Raw genomic sequence first — 14476 nt, forward strand, 5'->3', positions numbered from 1 at the left:
GAAGGGTCCCCCGAACTCGCTACTCCGCTTGACCTGACCGCACTACACGGGTGTAATCACAGTGATGTCATTCGTCGTCGAGGGGACGGCGAGTGTCGTTTCACCACCGCCAGCCTGGGGAGTGCTAGGGAGCGAGGAGGCGGACGTGCGGTTGGAAGCCGATGGGAAGGAATGGGGGCACGTCATGGGTTGGGGCGAGATCCCGGAGCAGGCTCTGGGAGATCTCACCGAGCTCATCGATGCCACCGAGGAAGAGCAGGATTGGCAGGAACGCGCTCTGTGCGCGCAGACGGACCCGGAGGCGTTCTTCCCCGAGAAGGGCGGCTCCACCCGCGAAGCCAAGCGGATCTGCCTGGGCTGCGAGGTCAAGGACGAGTGCCTTGAGTACGCGCTGGCCCACGACGAACGCTTCGGGATTTGGGGCGGTCTGTCCGAGCGGGAGCGCCGCAAGCTGAAGAAACGCGCGATTTAGAGGGGGAATCACCGGTGATGCGTCGTGTCACCGGTGATTCCACGAGGTGAACACTCGGCGTGGGTTCACCACCGGGTGACGGAGCGGGGCCGTAGGGTGGCCGCACCGATCCGCCGCCTGATCCGGAGTCTTCGTTGCCCCGCACCGCCGCGCCGCCCGCCCTGCGCACCGCGCCCGTTCTGGCCATTGTGGTCTGTCACAACGGCGAAAACTGGCTACCGCTGGCGCTTTCTTCGTTGCGCCGCAGCACCCTCCGGCCCCGCCACGTGCTCGCCGTGGACACCGGGTCCACCGACGCGACCGCGCGGCTGCTCGCCGAGGCCGCCGAGGATCCCGGGCCCGACGCGGCCCCCGTGCTGTCCGGTGTCATCACCCTTTCGAGCGAAACCGGCTTCGCCGCCGCGGTCGTCGAAGCCGTCGGGCACGCCACCGAACGCTGGGGTGATCCCGGCTCCTGGCTCTGGCTGCTCCACGACGACTGCGCCCCCGAGCCCGACTGCCTCGAAGAACTTCTGCGCGTGGCCACCAAATCCCCGTCGGCGACCGTGCTCGGCGCGCTCGGCCTCGACTGGACCGACCCGCGGCTGATCGTCGAAGCGGGCCTGTCCACCGACGCCTCCGGCCACCGCCAGCAGATCGCCGCCCTCGGCGAAGAGCCCGCCGAGGTGCTCGCCGTGCCCAGCGCGGGCTCGCTCGTGCGCCGCGACGCCTGGGACGACCTCGGCGGCTTCGATGCCGGATTCCCGTTGCTGCGCGAGGATCTCGACTTCGGCTGGCGCGCCAACGCCGCCGGCGGCCTCGTCCTCTCCGTGCCGACCGCGCGGGTGCGCCACGCCCGCGCCGTCACCACCGGGCAACGCGCGGCCGACGCCGTCACCACCCCGCTCGCCGCCGCGAACCGCGCCCACGGGCTGCGCGTGTTCCTGGTGAACTGCTCGCCGGTTTCCTTCTGGCTGGGCCTGATCCGGCTCCCGTTGCTGTCCCTGCTGCGCGCGCTCGCGTTCGTCCTGCTGCGCCGCACCGGCGAAGCGCGAGCCGAGTTCGGCGCCGCGACGTACCTCCTCAGTGGACGCGGCGGATTGCGCGCCGCGCGGGCGCTCCGGCGGCGGAATCCGCGGCCGGGCACCGTTCGCGGGCTCTTCACCGGCCGCCTGACGAGATTGCGCAACGCCGTCCGCGCCGGTGTCGTCGGCCTCGTGCGCCGCGGTGTCGAGGAAGACGTCGCGCTCGGCCGGGTGCCCGAGACCGTCGAAACCGAGTCCGCCTGGGTGACGCCGGAAGCACTCGACGCGCGTGAGACCCGTCCGGTCGGGCCCGACGCGCTGCCGGCGGGGGCGCTGCGTGGGCTCAGCTCGCGCGGGTCCGGGCTCCGCAAGCCGGGCACGCTCGTCGCCGTCGCGCTGCCGGAAACCCCGGTGCCCGAACCGGTTTCCGAGACCGAGGAGCCGGCGGAAGAGCCGGAGCTCGTCTTCGTCGAGGTGAACCGGCGCCGCGTGCTCGCGGCGACGATCTTCGCGCCGCCGGTGGTGCTGCTCGTCGTGATGACCGCGCTCGGGCTGTTCGTCAACCGCGCGCGGCTCGGGCTCGACCTCGCCGGCGGCAAGCTGCTGCCGGTCGGCGGGCTGGGCGAGCTCTGGACGTCGTACCTCACGCCGTGGCACGCGATCGCGGGCGGCACCGGAGCGCCCGCGTCGGCGACGCTGCCGGTGCTCGGCACGCTCGGCGCGGTGTTCGCGCCGATCGGCGGCCCGGCCGCGCTCGTCGCGGTCCTGCTCCTCGGCGACATCCCGTTGGCCGCCCTGAGCGCGTACGCGGCCACAAGGCGGCTTCGCGTGCGCCGCTGGGTGCGAGCGGTCGTCGCCGCGACGTACGCGCTGCTGCCGGCCGCGACCGCCGGGGTGGCGCAGGGCCGGCTCGACGTCGTCGTGGTGCACCTGGTGCTGCCGCCGGTCGCCGCGGGCATCGCCGGGCTGCTGGTCCGCGCGGACACGCGGTGGCTGCACATCTCCGCGCTCTCGGCGTTCGGTGTGGCGCTGCTGGGCGCGTTCTCGCCGCTGGCGCACGGGCTCGCGCTCGCCGGGCTGCTCGTCGGGTTCGTCGTGCTGCCGGCGCCGACCGGGCTGGCGCGGCGGATCGCGTCGGTCGGGATCGTGGTGCTGCTGCCGCTGGCGTTGCTGCTGCCGTGGCCGACGGTGCTGCTCCGGCACCCCGAACTGCTGGTGCAGGGACTCGGCGGGGCCGCGGCCGCGGTCTCCGGCACCGACCTCGCGGGCCTCGACCCGGGTGGGCCGGGCGCGTGGCCGATCGGCGTCGCGGTGATCGCCGCGGCGCTGGTCGCGGTGGTCGTGCGCCCGACGAAGCTCGCGGCGGGCGGGTTCGCGCTGGCGGCGCTCGGCGCGGGCGGGCTGGTCCTGGTGCGCCTGGTGACCGCGACGCCGATGCAGGGCGGCGCCGCGGCGCACGGCTACGCGGGCGTGCCGCTGCTGATCGTCGGCGCGGGGCTGCTGTGGGTCGTGCTCGGCTCGTGGGAGCGCGGCGGCTCGGCCGGGGTGCCGGCGACGTGGCTGCCGAAGGTGTTCGCGGTGGCCGGGGTCGTCGTGTTCGCCGCGCTGGCGGCCGGCGCGGCGGTGGTCGGCAGCCAGGGCCCGCTGCACGCCGGTGGCCGGCCGGCACTGGCGCCGGAGGTGTCGGCGGAGCTGGCGGCGTCGGGCCGGTCGGTGCTCGACCTGGCACCCGACGCGACCCGCCAGATCGGCGGCCGCCTGCCCCACTACGGCGACGACGAACTGGCGCCGACGCCCGGCACCCCGGCGCGGCTGGCGGGCTGGCGCCGCGACCTCGGCCAGGGCGACGGGGCGGCGGTCCAGCGCGCGTTCGCCGCCGCGGCCGCCGCGGGGGTGCAGTTCGTGGTGCTGCCCGTGGGCGTCGACCCGCAGGCGTACGTCCCCCTGGCGAAGGACCTGGTCTCGGTGGCCGCCCCGACGTCGGACGGCCGGGGCGTGCTGAGGCTGCTCCCGCCGGCCGGCCAGGTGATCTTGATCTCGCCGGAACAGGCGAAGGCGGCGGTGACCGGCGGCGGCGCACCCGGGAACACGCCGGGTGTGGCGCCGGTGCAGGCGGGCCTGCCGGAGGTCCGGGTCCGGGTGTCGGACGGCCCGACCGGCCGGCTCCTGGTGCTGGCGGCGGAGCAGGAGGCGGGCTGGAAGGCCTCGGTGGGCGGCAAGAGCGTGCCGATCGTCCCGGCCTGGGGCCACCAGGTGGCGGTGTCGGTGCCGCCGACGACGTCGGAGGTGACGGTGGAGTACCCGGGCACGGAACGGAACCTGCTGCTGCTGGCCCAGCTGGCGGCGGTGCTGTTCACAATCCTGACGGCGGTCCCGGCCCGGCGCCGGGGCTTGCCCCAGTAGCGGAGCAGGGTGGTCATCCCGTCGCCTGAGGCCAGAAAATCACGTTGAGCCGGGCCCGCAACCACAGACCAAAAGCAGAAGACAGCGCAAGCTTGCGGGCCCGGCTCAACGTGATAGGCCTCGATCAGGCGACGGGATGACCACCCCGCGGCCCACCTCGCAAAAGTGAGGGGACAGCGCTACTGGTGGCCATCCCAGAGCCTGCCCGTCCGGCGAGGACATTCTTTTGCCCTGGAACCCGAGGAAGAGCGGATCCGGCCGGCGTCACTCGCCTTCGATGACGTCCGGCTCCACGCCCAGGTACCCGGCCACCTGCTCGACCAGCACGTCGTGCACCAGGTCCGCCAGCTCGGACGGATCCTTCGCGCGCGCCTCCAGCGGCCGCCGGTACAGCACGATCCGGGCGCGCGTCGGCATCCCCGTGCGGTCCACGCCCGCCGGGACCAGGCGCGACAGCGGGACCGCGCCGTCGTGCAGCACGCCGTCCGCGGGCGCACGGCCGTTCTCGCGGACCTCCGGCACGTCGTCGACCGCCACGTCCAGCTTCGTCAGCTCGTGACGCCAGCGGGCTTCGATCGGCTCCAGCGCGTCGAGCACCAGCGCGTCGAACCGCTCCGCGCGGCTCGCGGCGGCGGGCAGGGTCGCCGGGTACAGCGTCCCGCGCAGGCCCCGGCCGTGCCGGTCCCTTCGCAGGCGCCGCCGCTGTCGGTAGTCACGAGCCGTCGCCACCCCGGAAGTCTATGCGGTCGGCGGGTCGCAGCGCGTGTCGCTCCTCCTAGCTTGCGGCGACGCGCTATCGTTTCGGATCGTGCGGAGCGTACGGAAGTGTTCGCGTACCGGCTGCCTCGAGCCGGCAGTGGCCACGCTGACGTATGCCTACAGCGACTCCACCGCCGTTGTCGGCCCGTTGGCCACCGCGTCCGAGCCCCATTCGTACGACCTCTGCGAAGCCCACGCGCTGCGGCTGACCGTGCCCAAGGGCTGGGAAGTCGTCCGGCACGAAGGCGCCTTCGCCGCGCCGGACCCGTCGGCCGACGAGCTGACGGCGCTGGCCGAGGCCGTGCGCGAGGCCGGCCGGTCCGACAAGCCCGCTCCCGCGCCCGAGCCGGAAGGCCCCTCCGGGCGCCGCGGCCACCTGCGGGTCCTGCCCGGTCGCGCCTGAGCGCGTAACCCGGTCACCTCGCCGGTAGGCTTTCCGCGCGGCGCAGCGGGCGCCGGGACGACTATTCGCGGGGAGACGGCGTGCCAGACCTTTCGGGCATCGTGAAGGCCTACGACATTCGCGGCGTGGTCGGCGAGCAGCTCGACGCGGACCTGGTCCGCGACTTCGGCGCCGCGTTCGCCCTGCTGATCAAGCCGGAAGCGCCGGCCGTGGTGATCGGCCACGACATGCGGGACTCCTCGCCGGGGCTGGCGGAGGCCTTCGCCGACGGCGTCACCTCGCAGGGCCTCGACGTCGTGAGCATCGGGCTGGCCAGCACCGACCAGCTGTACTTCGCGTCGGGCTCGCTGAACCTGCCGGGCGCGATGTTCACCGCGAGCCACAACCCGGCCAAGTACAACGGCATCAAGATGTGCCGCGCGGGCGCGTCCCCGGTCGGCCAGGACACCGGGCTCGCCGAGATCCGCGACACCGTCGAGCAGGGCGTGCCCGGCTTCGAGGGCCAGCGCGGCACCGCGAGCGAGCGGGACGTCCTCGCCGACTACGCGGCCTACCTGCGCAACCTCGTCGACCTGTCGGGCAGCCGGCCGCTGAAGATCGTGGTCGACGCCGGCAACGGCATGGGCGGGCACACCGTCCCGACCGTCTTCGACGGGCTCCCGATCGACGTCGTCCCGATGTACTTCGAGCTCGACGGCAGCTTCCCGAACCACGAGGCCAACCCGCTCGACCCGGCGAACATCGTCGACCTGCAGGCGAAGGTGCGGGAGGTCGGCGCGGACGCCGGGGTCGCGTTCGACGGCGACGCCGACCGCTGCTTCATCGTCGACGAGCGCGGCGAGCCGGTTTCGCCGAGCGCGATCACCGCGCTGGTCGCCGTCCGCGAGCTCGCCAAGGACCCGGGCGGGACGATCATCCACAACCTGATCACGTCCAAGGGCGTGCCGGAGATCGTCGCCGAGCACGGCGGCAAGCCCGTCCGCACCCGCGTCGGGCACTCGTTCATCAAGGCCGAGATGGCTCGCACCGGCGCCATCTTCGGTGGCGAGCACTCCGCGCACTACTACTTCCGCGACTTCTGGCGCGCCGACACCGGCATGCTGGCGGCCCTGCACGTGCTCGCCGCGCTCGGCGAGCAGAACGGCCCGCTGTCCGAGCTGACCAGCGCGTACTCGCGCTACGCGGCCTCGGGCGAGATCAACTCGACGGTCGACGACCAGGTCGCGAAGATGATGGCCGTCAAGGACGCCTTCGGCGCCCGCTCCGGCGTCGAGATCGACGAGCTCGACGGCCTGACCGTGCAGCTGCCCGGCGGCGCCTGGTTCAACCTGCGCCCGTCGAACACCGAACCGCTGCTGCGGCTGAACGTCGAAGCCGCGAACGCCGAAGCCGTGCAAGGGCTGGTGGACGAAGTACTCGCGATCATCCGCAGCTGAGAAGTCCACGATGAAGGGCGCAACCGTGTCCGGAAGGTGCCCTTCATCACACCCCTCTGCGTGGTATGGAGGAACCATGGCCATCACGCTCGACGCCCAGCTCCTCGAGATCCTGGCGTGCCCGTCGCCCGATCACGCCCCGTTGCGCCCCGGGGCGCCGGGCGACCCCGAGGCCGACGCGCTGACGTGCACCGAATGCGGCCGGGTGTACCCGGTCCGTGACGGGATCCCGGTGCTGCTGCTCGACGAAGCGACCTTGCCCGGCGAATCCGGAAACTCCGATGCCGACAGTGCTTGACGACTCGCTGCTCGACGACCCCGGGCGGCTGGCCGAGGCCGACAGCTCGGGGCTGCTCCGGGCCGCCGCGATGGCCGGCGCCCAGGTGCGGGCGACCGCGGAGCTGGCGGCCGAGCTGGAGCTGTCCGATCGGCTCGACCGGGGCCGCCCGCGCGCGCTCGTGCTGATCGACCGGCCCGGCGTGAGCCGGACGCTCACCCGGCTGCTGGCCGCTCTGCTGACGCCGTCGTGCCCGGTGCCGGTGGTCGTCGCCGAGGTGGTGCCGAGCTGGATCGGCGCGCTCGACGTCGTGTTCGCGCACACCGACGACCCGGGTGACCGCGAGCTCGCCGCGTCGCTGGAGCGCGCCGCGCGCTACGGCGCTTCGGTGGTGCTCTCGGCGCCGGCCGAGGGCCCGGTGGCGGCCGCCGTGGCGGGCAAGGGCCTGCTGCTGGCGCCGCGCATCCCGGTGCCGCCGGAGCTGGCGTTCCCGCGCGGCCTGGCCGCCGGGCTGCTCACCGCGAACGCGCTGGGCCTGCTCGTCTCCGACGTCCAGGCGCTGGCCGACCAGCTCGACCTGGAAGCCGAAAAGGACTACCTGGCCCGGGAGTCGTTCGCGAACCCGGCCAAGGCGCTCGCGCTGCGGGTCGCCGATCGCGTGCCGCTGCTGTGGGGGCTGGACCCGGTCGCGGTCGCCGTCGGCGAGCACGCAGCGCACGCGTTCGCCGCCCATGCGGCCACGGTGTGTGACGTTGAAGACTATCGGCAGGCTCTTGCGCGTCCCGCGTTGCGGCGGGCGGCACAATCGGGCGGCCGGGAGCGTGACATCTTCGCCGATCCGGACGATCCCTCTGGTGACATCCCGACCCGGGTGCTGCTCCTCTCGGTGCGAACCGGTCCGGCCACGGACGCGGCGCGCTACCAGGCCGAGGATCTGCTGCCCGGTGCGGACGTCATCGCCCCGGCCGAGGAGATCGAGGCCGACGAAATCGTGCGGGCCGCGGTGCTGGCACTGCGGTTCGAACTGGCGGCGGTCTATCTCGGGCTGGCGGCGGGCAGCATCGGCGGCGCGGGCCGCTTCGCCCCCGCGACGGCGTGAGACCCGCCGAGCACCGGTCGCGGCCGGTGCCGAAGGAGTGGAGTTGAGGTGACAGTGGAGCTGCTGCGCAACGCGGTGCGGCCCTACGCCTGGGGATCGCGGACGGCGATCCCCGAGCTGCTGGGCCGGCCGGTACCCGCGCCGCACCCCGAGGCCGAGCTGTGGATGGGTGCCCACCCGGGCGACCCGTCGCACGTCATCGGTCCCGACGGGACCGAGCGGAGCCTGCTGGAGCTGGTCGACGCCGACCCGGTGGGGCAGCTGGGCGAGCGGTGCGCGAAGCGGTGGGGTGGGCGGCTGCCGTTCCTGCTGAAGATCCTCGCCGCCGAAGAGCCGCTGTCGATGCAGGCGCACCCGTCGGCGGCGCAGGCCGCGGAGGGGCACGCCCGCGAGGAGCAGCTGGGCATCCCGCGGGACGCGGCGAACCGCAACTACCCGGACCCGACGGCGAAGCCGGAGCTGGTCTGCGCGCTGACGGAGTTCCACGCGCTGGCCGGGTTCCGCGCCCCGGACCGCACGGTGAAGCTGCTGAAGGCGATCGAGACGCCCGGGCTGGCGAAGTACACCGGGCTGATCGAGGCGCAGCCGGACCCGTCCGGGCTGCGGGCGCTGTTCACGACGTGGATCACGCTGCCGCAGTCGGCGCTCGACTCGCTGCTGCCGGAGGTGCTGGACTCGTGCGTCCGCCACGTCCAGGAGCACGGCGAGTTCGCGGTCGAGTGCCGGACGATCCTGGAGCTCGGCGAGGCGCACCCGCGGGACGCGGGCGTGCTGGCGGCGTTGCTCCTGAACCGGCTGACGCTGCGCGCGGGCGAGGCGATCTACCTGCCGGCCGGCAACCTGCACCTGTACCTGCACGGCACGGCCGTGGAGATCCTGGCGAACTCGGACAACATCCTGCGCTGCGGCCTGACGCCGAAGCACGTGGACGTGCCGGAGCTGCTGCGCGTGGTCGACTTCGCGTGCGGCGAGATGCCGGTGCAGTGCGGCGACAGCGGGGACAGGCTGTCGGTGTACCGCACGGACGCGCCGGAGTTCGAGCTGTCGCGCGTCGAATGGGCGGCGGGCGAGGACGACGAGATCGCGGTCGACAGCGTGGGCCCGCAGATCCTGCTGTGCACGGCGGGCGACCTGCTGGTGACGGCGGACGAGGGCGAGCAGGTCGAGCTGCGGCGCGGCCAGTCGGTGTGGTTGCCGGCGGCGGACCCGCCGGTGCGCGTGCGCCCGCTGGACGGCGCGCGGTCCCAGCTGTTCCGGGCGACCGCGGGAACCTGCGAGGACTGAGTTTCCCGCGGTTCTGTGTGCGTTCCGTGTGGTGCTCTTCTCCACTATCGCTCGTAGGGGTGGTTGTTACGCCCCAACGCGTCGATTTTCGAGGAGAACGAGCTTGTGACTTCCTATCCCGACGCCGCTATCGGGCTTCCCCAGCCCGCCCCGGTAGCGGCTCCGTCCCGGCCTGGTGCGTTGCTCGCGCTGGTGGGGGTGGCCGTCGTGTCGGCGCTGGCCGCGATCGTCGACGGGGTGCTGTTCTTCACCGGCGGCCGTGACATGGCGGCCGGCGTCGCGGCGGAGACGATCGCGTCGATCACGGGCGCGTCGGCGGACGCGGTGCGGGCCGACGGCGGCGCGCTGTTCGAGGCGGCACTGGACGAGGTCCAGAGCACGCTCGCGGTCCGCGGCGGCGTCGCCGTGTTCTTCGGCGTGGTGCTGCTGTTCTGGGGGTTGCTCGCGCTGCGGGGAGCGGTGTGGGTGCGGGTGCTGCTGACGCTGGCGGCGTTGACGAACGCGGGAGTGGCCCTGCGCTTGGCAACGGACATCGAGGGCGGCACGGCCGCGATCCGCGGCGTGGCGTGGCTGACCCTGGCGACGGCGCTGCTGGTCGTGGTGCTGGCGTGGCTGCCACCGGTCAACCGGTACGCGAAGGCCCGCAAGGGTCGGTAGCCCGCTGGGGGTGACGCCGGTCGCGGGGCCCGGCGTCCGTGGGCTTGGGGTGGTGCCGCGAGGGGGCGGCACCACCCTGTTTCGCTGTGTGTCGCTTGGGGTGGCGGGGATTCGGTGCGGGTGAGGGGCACGCACCGGGTTCCGCGCTCGCGGATTTCGGGGCGCCGGTCGGGGAGGCCGGTGTGCCGCGCGGGTGCGTGGGTTGGGGAGGCTGCGGTGCGCCTCGGCTCGGTCGCTCGGCGGGCGGGGCGGGCCTTGTGTCGGGCCGCTGCGTGGGTGCGTGGGTTGGGGAGGCTGCGGTGCGTCTCGGCCCGGCTGCTCGGCGGGCGGGGGCGGGCCTTGTGTCGGGCCGCTGCGTGGGTGCGTGGGTTGGGGAGGCTGCGGGGGACCTCGGCCCGGCTGCTCGGCGGGCGGGGGCGGGCCTTGTGTCGGGCCGCTGCGCGGACGCGTGGGTTGGCGAGGCTGCGGCGCGCCTCGGCCCGGTCGCTGCAGCGAAGCCCGTTCCGGCCCGCCGCGCCGACGCGTGGGCTGGCGCGGGCTGCGGGGCACCCCGGGCCCGGTCAGTGCCGGCCGGCCGGCCGGCCGCTGCGGCGTCCTTCGTACCGGCCCGCCCGGCGAGCCGCCACGAACCGTCAAGCCGCTTCCGTCAACGCCAGCAGCACCCGCCGCAAAGCAGCCGCGCTGGCGTCCCGTGGATCCATCAACCTCGCCGCCTCCCTCATCGCCTCCCCCGCCGCCACCGCATCGCCCGTGGCCTCGTACGCCCGCCGCAGGACCAGCCACGTCAGGCCCGTCGCCGACTTGCCGCCCATCTCGCGGAACTCCTCCAGACACGCTCGCAACACCGGGATCGCCTGTGCCGCGCGGCCTTCGCCGATCCAGCCGGCCGCCAGGGCCCGGGTGCACGACAGCTCTCGCGGCCGCTCGTCCAACGCCCTGGCCAGCTCTCGCGCCTCGCCGAAAGCCGCCATCGCGTGCTCGCGCGAGTCCGCCGCCGCGATCGCGCCCAGCGTTCGCAACGACTTCGCCAGCGCCGACCGTGCCACCGTGCCGCGCAGCAGCGTCACCGACTCCTCGATCGCCGCCGACGCTTGCGTTTGGTCGCCCGTCAGCAGCGACGACCACGCGAACCCGTGCAGGGCCGTGCTGATCTGCTGCGGGTCGCCCGTGGCCCGCGCCGACGTCAGGGCCGCCCGGTCCACCTCCCTGGCCTCGGTCACCCGGCCGAGCCGCAGCAACGCCGCCGACTCCGCGGCCCGCACCAAGACCGGCTCCGGACCGGTGAACAGCTCCCGCGCGTGCGCCGCCGTGCTCAGCGCCTCCTCCGCGCGGCCGAGGCCGATCAGGCAGTGCGCCAGGTTCGCCGTCACCCACGCGTGTGCGCGGTGGTCACCGTGCGACTCCAGCTCCTTGGCGCACGCGCGGTAGCGGACCGCGGCTTCCTCGTACTCGCCACGGGCGTGGCGCAGCAACGCCAGGTTCGCTTCGGCGAGCGCGGCCAGAGGACGGTCTTCGCCCGCCGCGGCCAGCACCGTCTCGTACGCCGCGCGCATGTCGGCGTAGTGGCCGTGCAGGTACAGGTGGACGCTGAGCCGGTCGAGCAGCAGCAACGCGTCCCGCGCGCCGAGCGTGCCGATGAGCCGCACGAGGTTCGCGCGCTCGGCGTCGAACCAGTCGTCCGGACGCGCCAGCAGCCGCGCCACCAGCTCCTCCGGCAACGGCTGCGCGAGCGGCTCCCGGGCCGGCGCCGGCATCGGCACCGTGCGCGGCAGGCGGGCCGCCGCCGCGTCGGCGAGGGCGAACGTCGCCGCCAGCACCGTCGAAGCGCCGCCCTCCGGCGCCGGGCCCTCCGCCGCGTACAGCCGGACGAGGTCGTGCATCCGGTAGCGGCCTTCGCCCGTCGGGTCGGGGCCGTGCGCCTCCAGCAGGCTCGCTTCGATGAGCTCCTCGACCGCCTCGTCGGCGTCCGGGGCGTCGATCAACGTCGTGACGGCCCAGGCCGGCAGGTCGGCGAGCCGGCAGCGGCCGAGCAGCCGGAACGCCCGCCGCGTGGCCGGCCGCAGCCCCTCGTAGCTCAACGCGATGCTGCTCCGGACGGCCAGGTCGCTCACCGTCAGCTCGTCGAGACGCCGGACCTCGTCCTCGAGGCGGTCGGCCAGCTCGGCCAGCCGCAGGTGCGGGCGGATGGCCAGCCGGCTGCCCGCGATCCGCAGGGCCAGCGGCAGCCGCGCGCACGCCGCGATGATCCGGCCGGCGTCGGCACGCTCCCGCTCGACCCGCGTGCCCGCCAGCCGGTTCAGCAGCGACGCGGCGTCTTCGTCGGACAACGGCCCCAACGGCAGCCGGTGCGCGCCCGCCAGCCCGCTCAGCCGGCGCCGGCTCGTGACGAGCACCGCGCAGCCCGGCGTGCCCGGCAGGAGCGTGCGGACGTGGCCGGGGTCGGCGGCGTCGTCGAGCACCACCAGCACCCGCCGGTCGGTGAGCCGGCCGCGGAACACCGCCGCGCGCGAACCCACGTCGTCCGGGACCGCGGGGCCGGGCACGCCCAGCGCGCGCAGGAGGTCCGCCAGCACGTCGCCGATGTCGCGGCCGGCGAGCGGCACGTACAGCTGGCCGTCCGGGAACCGCGCGCGCACCCGGTGCGCGGCCCGCACGGCCAGGGTGCTCTTGCCCGCGCCCGGCTCGCCGCTGAGCACCGCCACGGGGACGCCGGCGCCGCCACCCAGCACCCGGGTGAGCTCGGCCATCTCGGCGTCGCGGCCGGTGAAGTCGGCGATGTCCGGCGGCAGCTGGCACACCGGCCAGACCGCCGGGGGCATCCGCGGGACGGGGTCTTCCCCGCGCAGCACGGCCGCGTGCACCCGGCGCACCTCGGCGCCCGGTTCGACGCCGAGCTCTTCGACGAGCGTGGCCCGCAGCCGCCGGTAGATCTCGAGGGAGTCGCCCTGGCGCCCGGCCCGGTGCAGCGCGATCATCAGCTGCGCGGCCAGCCGTTCGCGCAGCGGGTGCTCGGTGATCATCGCCTGCAGCTCACCGGTCAGCTCCCCGTGCCGCCCCGCGGTCAGCTCGGCGTCGACGCAGTCCTCGAACACCGCCAGCCGCTCGGATTCCAGCCGCGCGACGTCGGCGTCGAGGCGGGGGACGTGCAGCCCGGCCAGCACCGGCCCGCGCCACAGCGCGAGCGCCCGCCGGTAGTGCCGCGACGCGGTGGCGGCGTCCCCGGCTTGCCGCCCCTCGGCGACGGCCGCGCGGAAGGCGAGCAGGTCCAGCTCCCCGGTCCCGGCGCAGAGCCGGTAGCCGGGCGGCCCGTGCTCGACGCGCAGGCCGGGGATCCGGTCGCGCAGCCGCGAGAGGTAGGTGTGCAGGTTGGAGGTCCACGACTTCGGCGGCCGGTCCGGCCACAGCGCTTCGACCAGCACGTCGACGTGGACGTGCTGGTTGGCGTTCAGCAGCAGCACGGCGAGCAGCGTGCGCTGGCGCTCGCCGCGCAGCGCGACCCAGTGCCCGGCCGGCTCCTCGACGGTGAGCGGCCCGAGCACGCCGAAGTGAGCCATGGCCACCTTCCCCAGAGTCCGAGCGGTCCACCGTAGCGAAGGGGTACGACAGAAAACGGGCGGTGCGGCGCGGGAACCGATCAGGGTCCTCTAGGCTCCAAACCGGCAAATCGGGAACGTAACCAGGGAGCGGTCGTGTCAGCTGGAGGCGGAACCAAGGCGATCATCGCCGCGCTCGGGGCGAACGCCGGGATCGCGGCCGCGAAGTTCGTCGGCTTCCTCGTCACCGGGTCGTCGTCGATGCTCGCGGAGTCCGTGCACTCGCTGGCCGACACCACGAACCAGGGCCTGCTGCTGCTCGGCCAGAAGACGTCGAAGCGCGCCGCCGACAAGGAGCACCCCTTCGGCTACGGCCGGGACCGGTACTTCTACTCCTTCATCGTCGCGCTGATGCTCTTCACCCTCGGCTCGGCCTTCGCGATCTACGAAGGCATCCACAAGATAGGCCACCCCGAGCCGCTCGACGCGCCGATCGTCGCGGTGATCATCCTCCTCGTCGCGGTCGGCCTGGAGGGCTACAGCTTCTACACCGCCGTCGGCGAGTCCAAGAAGATCAAGGGCGACGCCACCTGGTGGGGCTTCATCCGCCAGGCCAAGGAACCCGAGCTGCCGGTGGTCCTGCTGGAGGACGCCGGCGCGCTGATCGGCCTCGTGCTCGCGTTGCTGGGCGTCGGGCTGTCGGTCATCACCGGCAACCCGGTCTGGGACGGTGTCGGCACCCTCGGGATCGGCCTGCTGCTCGGGGTGATCGCGATCATCCTGATCGTCGAGATGAAGAGCCTGCTCATCGGCGAAGGCGCGAACGAAGGCGTCCTCGCCACGATCGTCGACGAGCTCGCCGCCGGGAAGGTCGAGCGGGTCATCCACATCCGCACCCAGTACCTGGGCCCGGACGAGCTGCTCGTCGCGGCGAAGCTGGCGATGGTGCCGGGCCTCGACACCGCCGAGCTGGCCATGGCCATCGACGACGCCGAAGCCCGCGTGCGCGCCAAGGTGCCGGTCGCGAAGCTCATCTACCTCGAACCGGACCTCGACCGCAGCCTCGCGAAGTAGTGGTTCCAAGATCGGCTCGGGAGCGCTCGGCGAGCCGTCACGCACTTGACCCGATAGGGTGACCTACCGCGATAC

General features: G+C 74.0%; 11 protein-coding genes. 9 read left to right on the top strand and 2 right to left on the bottom strand.

The genetic code is table 11. The features are described 5' to 3' along the window. Nucleotides 1–184 precede the first annotated feature (184 nt). Together M8542_RS01930 and M8542_RS01935 are read left to right on the top strand one after the other, a co-directional pair. Complete coding sequence (locus M8542_RS01930) at nt 185–472, top strand: WhiB family transcriptional regulator (protein ID WP_257918562.1); 288 nt, start codon at nt 185–187, stop codon at nt 470–472. Between the two features lie 134 nt (nt 473–606). After that, nucleotides 607–3879, top strand: coding sequence for a glycosyltransferase family 2 protein (locus M8542_RS01935; protein ID WP_257918202.1), 3273 nt, complete (start codon nt 607–609; stop codon nt 3877–3879). A 264-nt stretch (nt 3880–4143) separates the two neighbouring features. Here M8542_RS01935 and M8542_RS01940 read toward each other — a convergent pair whose 3' ends face one another. Then, entirely contained in the window at nt 4144–4608 is a 465-nt protein-coding gene (locus M8542_RS01940) for a metallopeptidase family protein (RefSeq protein WP_257918203.1), read from the bottom strand. A gap of 79 nt (nt 4609–4687) precedes the next feature. Between M8542_RS01940 and M8542_RS01945 the strand changes: the two genes are divergently transcribed. The 6 genes from M8542_RS01945 (at nt 4688) to M8542_RS01970 (ending at nt 9794) form a co-directional block, all read left to right on the top strand. Then, nucleotides 4688–5041, top strand: coding sequence for a DUF3499 domain-containing protein (locus M8542_RS01945; RefSeq protein ID WP_033261311.1), 354 nt, complete (start codon nt 4688–4690; stop codon nt 5039–5041). Nucleotides 5042–5121: 80 nt separating this feature from the next. Continuing rightward, nucleotides 5122–6477 (top strand): phosphomannomutase/phosphoglucomutase, encoded by a 1356-nt coding sequence (locus M8542_RS01950; RefSeq protein ID WP_257918204.1) that lies wholly within the window; start codon nt 5122–5124, stop codon nt 6475–6477. A 76-nt stretch (nt 6478–6553) separates the two neighbouring features. Beyond that, nucleotides 6554–6775, top strand: coding sequence for a Trm112 family protein (locus tag M8542_RS01955; protein WP_257918205.1), 222 nt, complete (start codon nt 6554–6556; stop codon nt 6773–6775). Further along, nucleotides 6759–7853: a serine/threonine-protein kinase gene (locus M8542_RS01960; RefSeq protein ID WP_257918206.1), complete on the top strand. Its 1095-nt coding sequence runs from the start codon at nt 6759–6761 to the stop codon at nt 7851–7853. Before M8542_RS01955 ends, M8542_RS01960 begins: the two co-directional genes overlap by 17 nt. A gap of 54 nt (nt 7854–7907) precedes the next feature. After that, complete coding sequence (gene manA, locus M8542_RS01965) at nt 7908–9137, top strand: mannose-6-phosphate isomerase, class I (RefSeq protein WP_257918563.1); 1230 nt, start codon at nt 7908–7910, stop codon at nt 9135–9137. A gap of 180 nt (nt 9138–9317) precedes the next feature. Next, nucleotides 9318–9794 (top strand): hypothetical protein, encoded by a 477-nt coding sequence (locus M8542_RS01970; protein WP_257918207.1) that lies wholly within the window; start codon nt 9318–9320, stop codon nt 9792–9794. 632 nt (nt 9795–10426) lie between these two features. Here the strand turns inward: M8542_RS01970 and M8542_RS01975 are convergent. Beyond that, nucleotides 10427–13348 (bottom strand): AfsR/SARP family transcriptional regulator, encoded by a 2922-nt coding sequence (locus M8542_RS01975; RefSeq protein WP_257918208.1) that lies wholly within the window; start codon nt 13346–13348, stop codon nt 10427–10429. Nucleotides 13349–13483: 135 nt separating this feature from the next. On the opposite strand from M8542_RS01975, the gene M8542_RS01980 reads away from it, so the two are divergent. Then, entirely contained in the window at nt 13484–14401 is a 918-nt protein-coding gene (locus tag M8542_RS01980) for a cation diffusion facilitator family transporter (RefSeq protein ID WP_257918209.1), read from the top strand. The last annotated feature ends 75 nt before the right edge of the window (nt 14402–14476 follow it).

It is taken from the genome of Amycolatopsis iheyensis, assembly GCF_024703995.1.
Lineage (GTDB): Bacteria > Actinomycetota > Actinomycetes > Mycobacteriales > Pseudonocardiaceae > Amycolatopsis > Amycolatopsis iheyensis.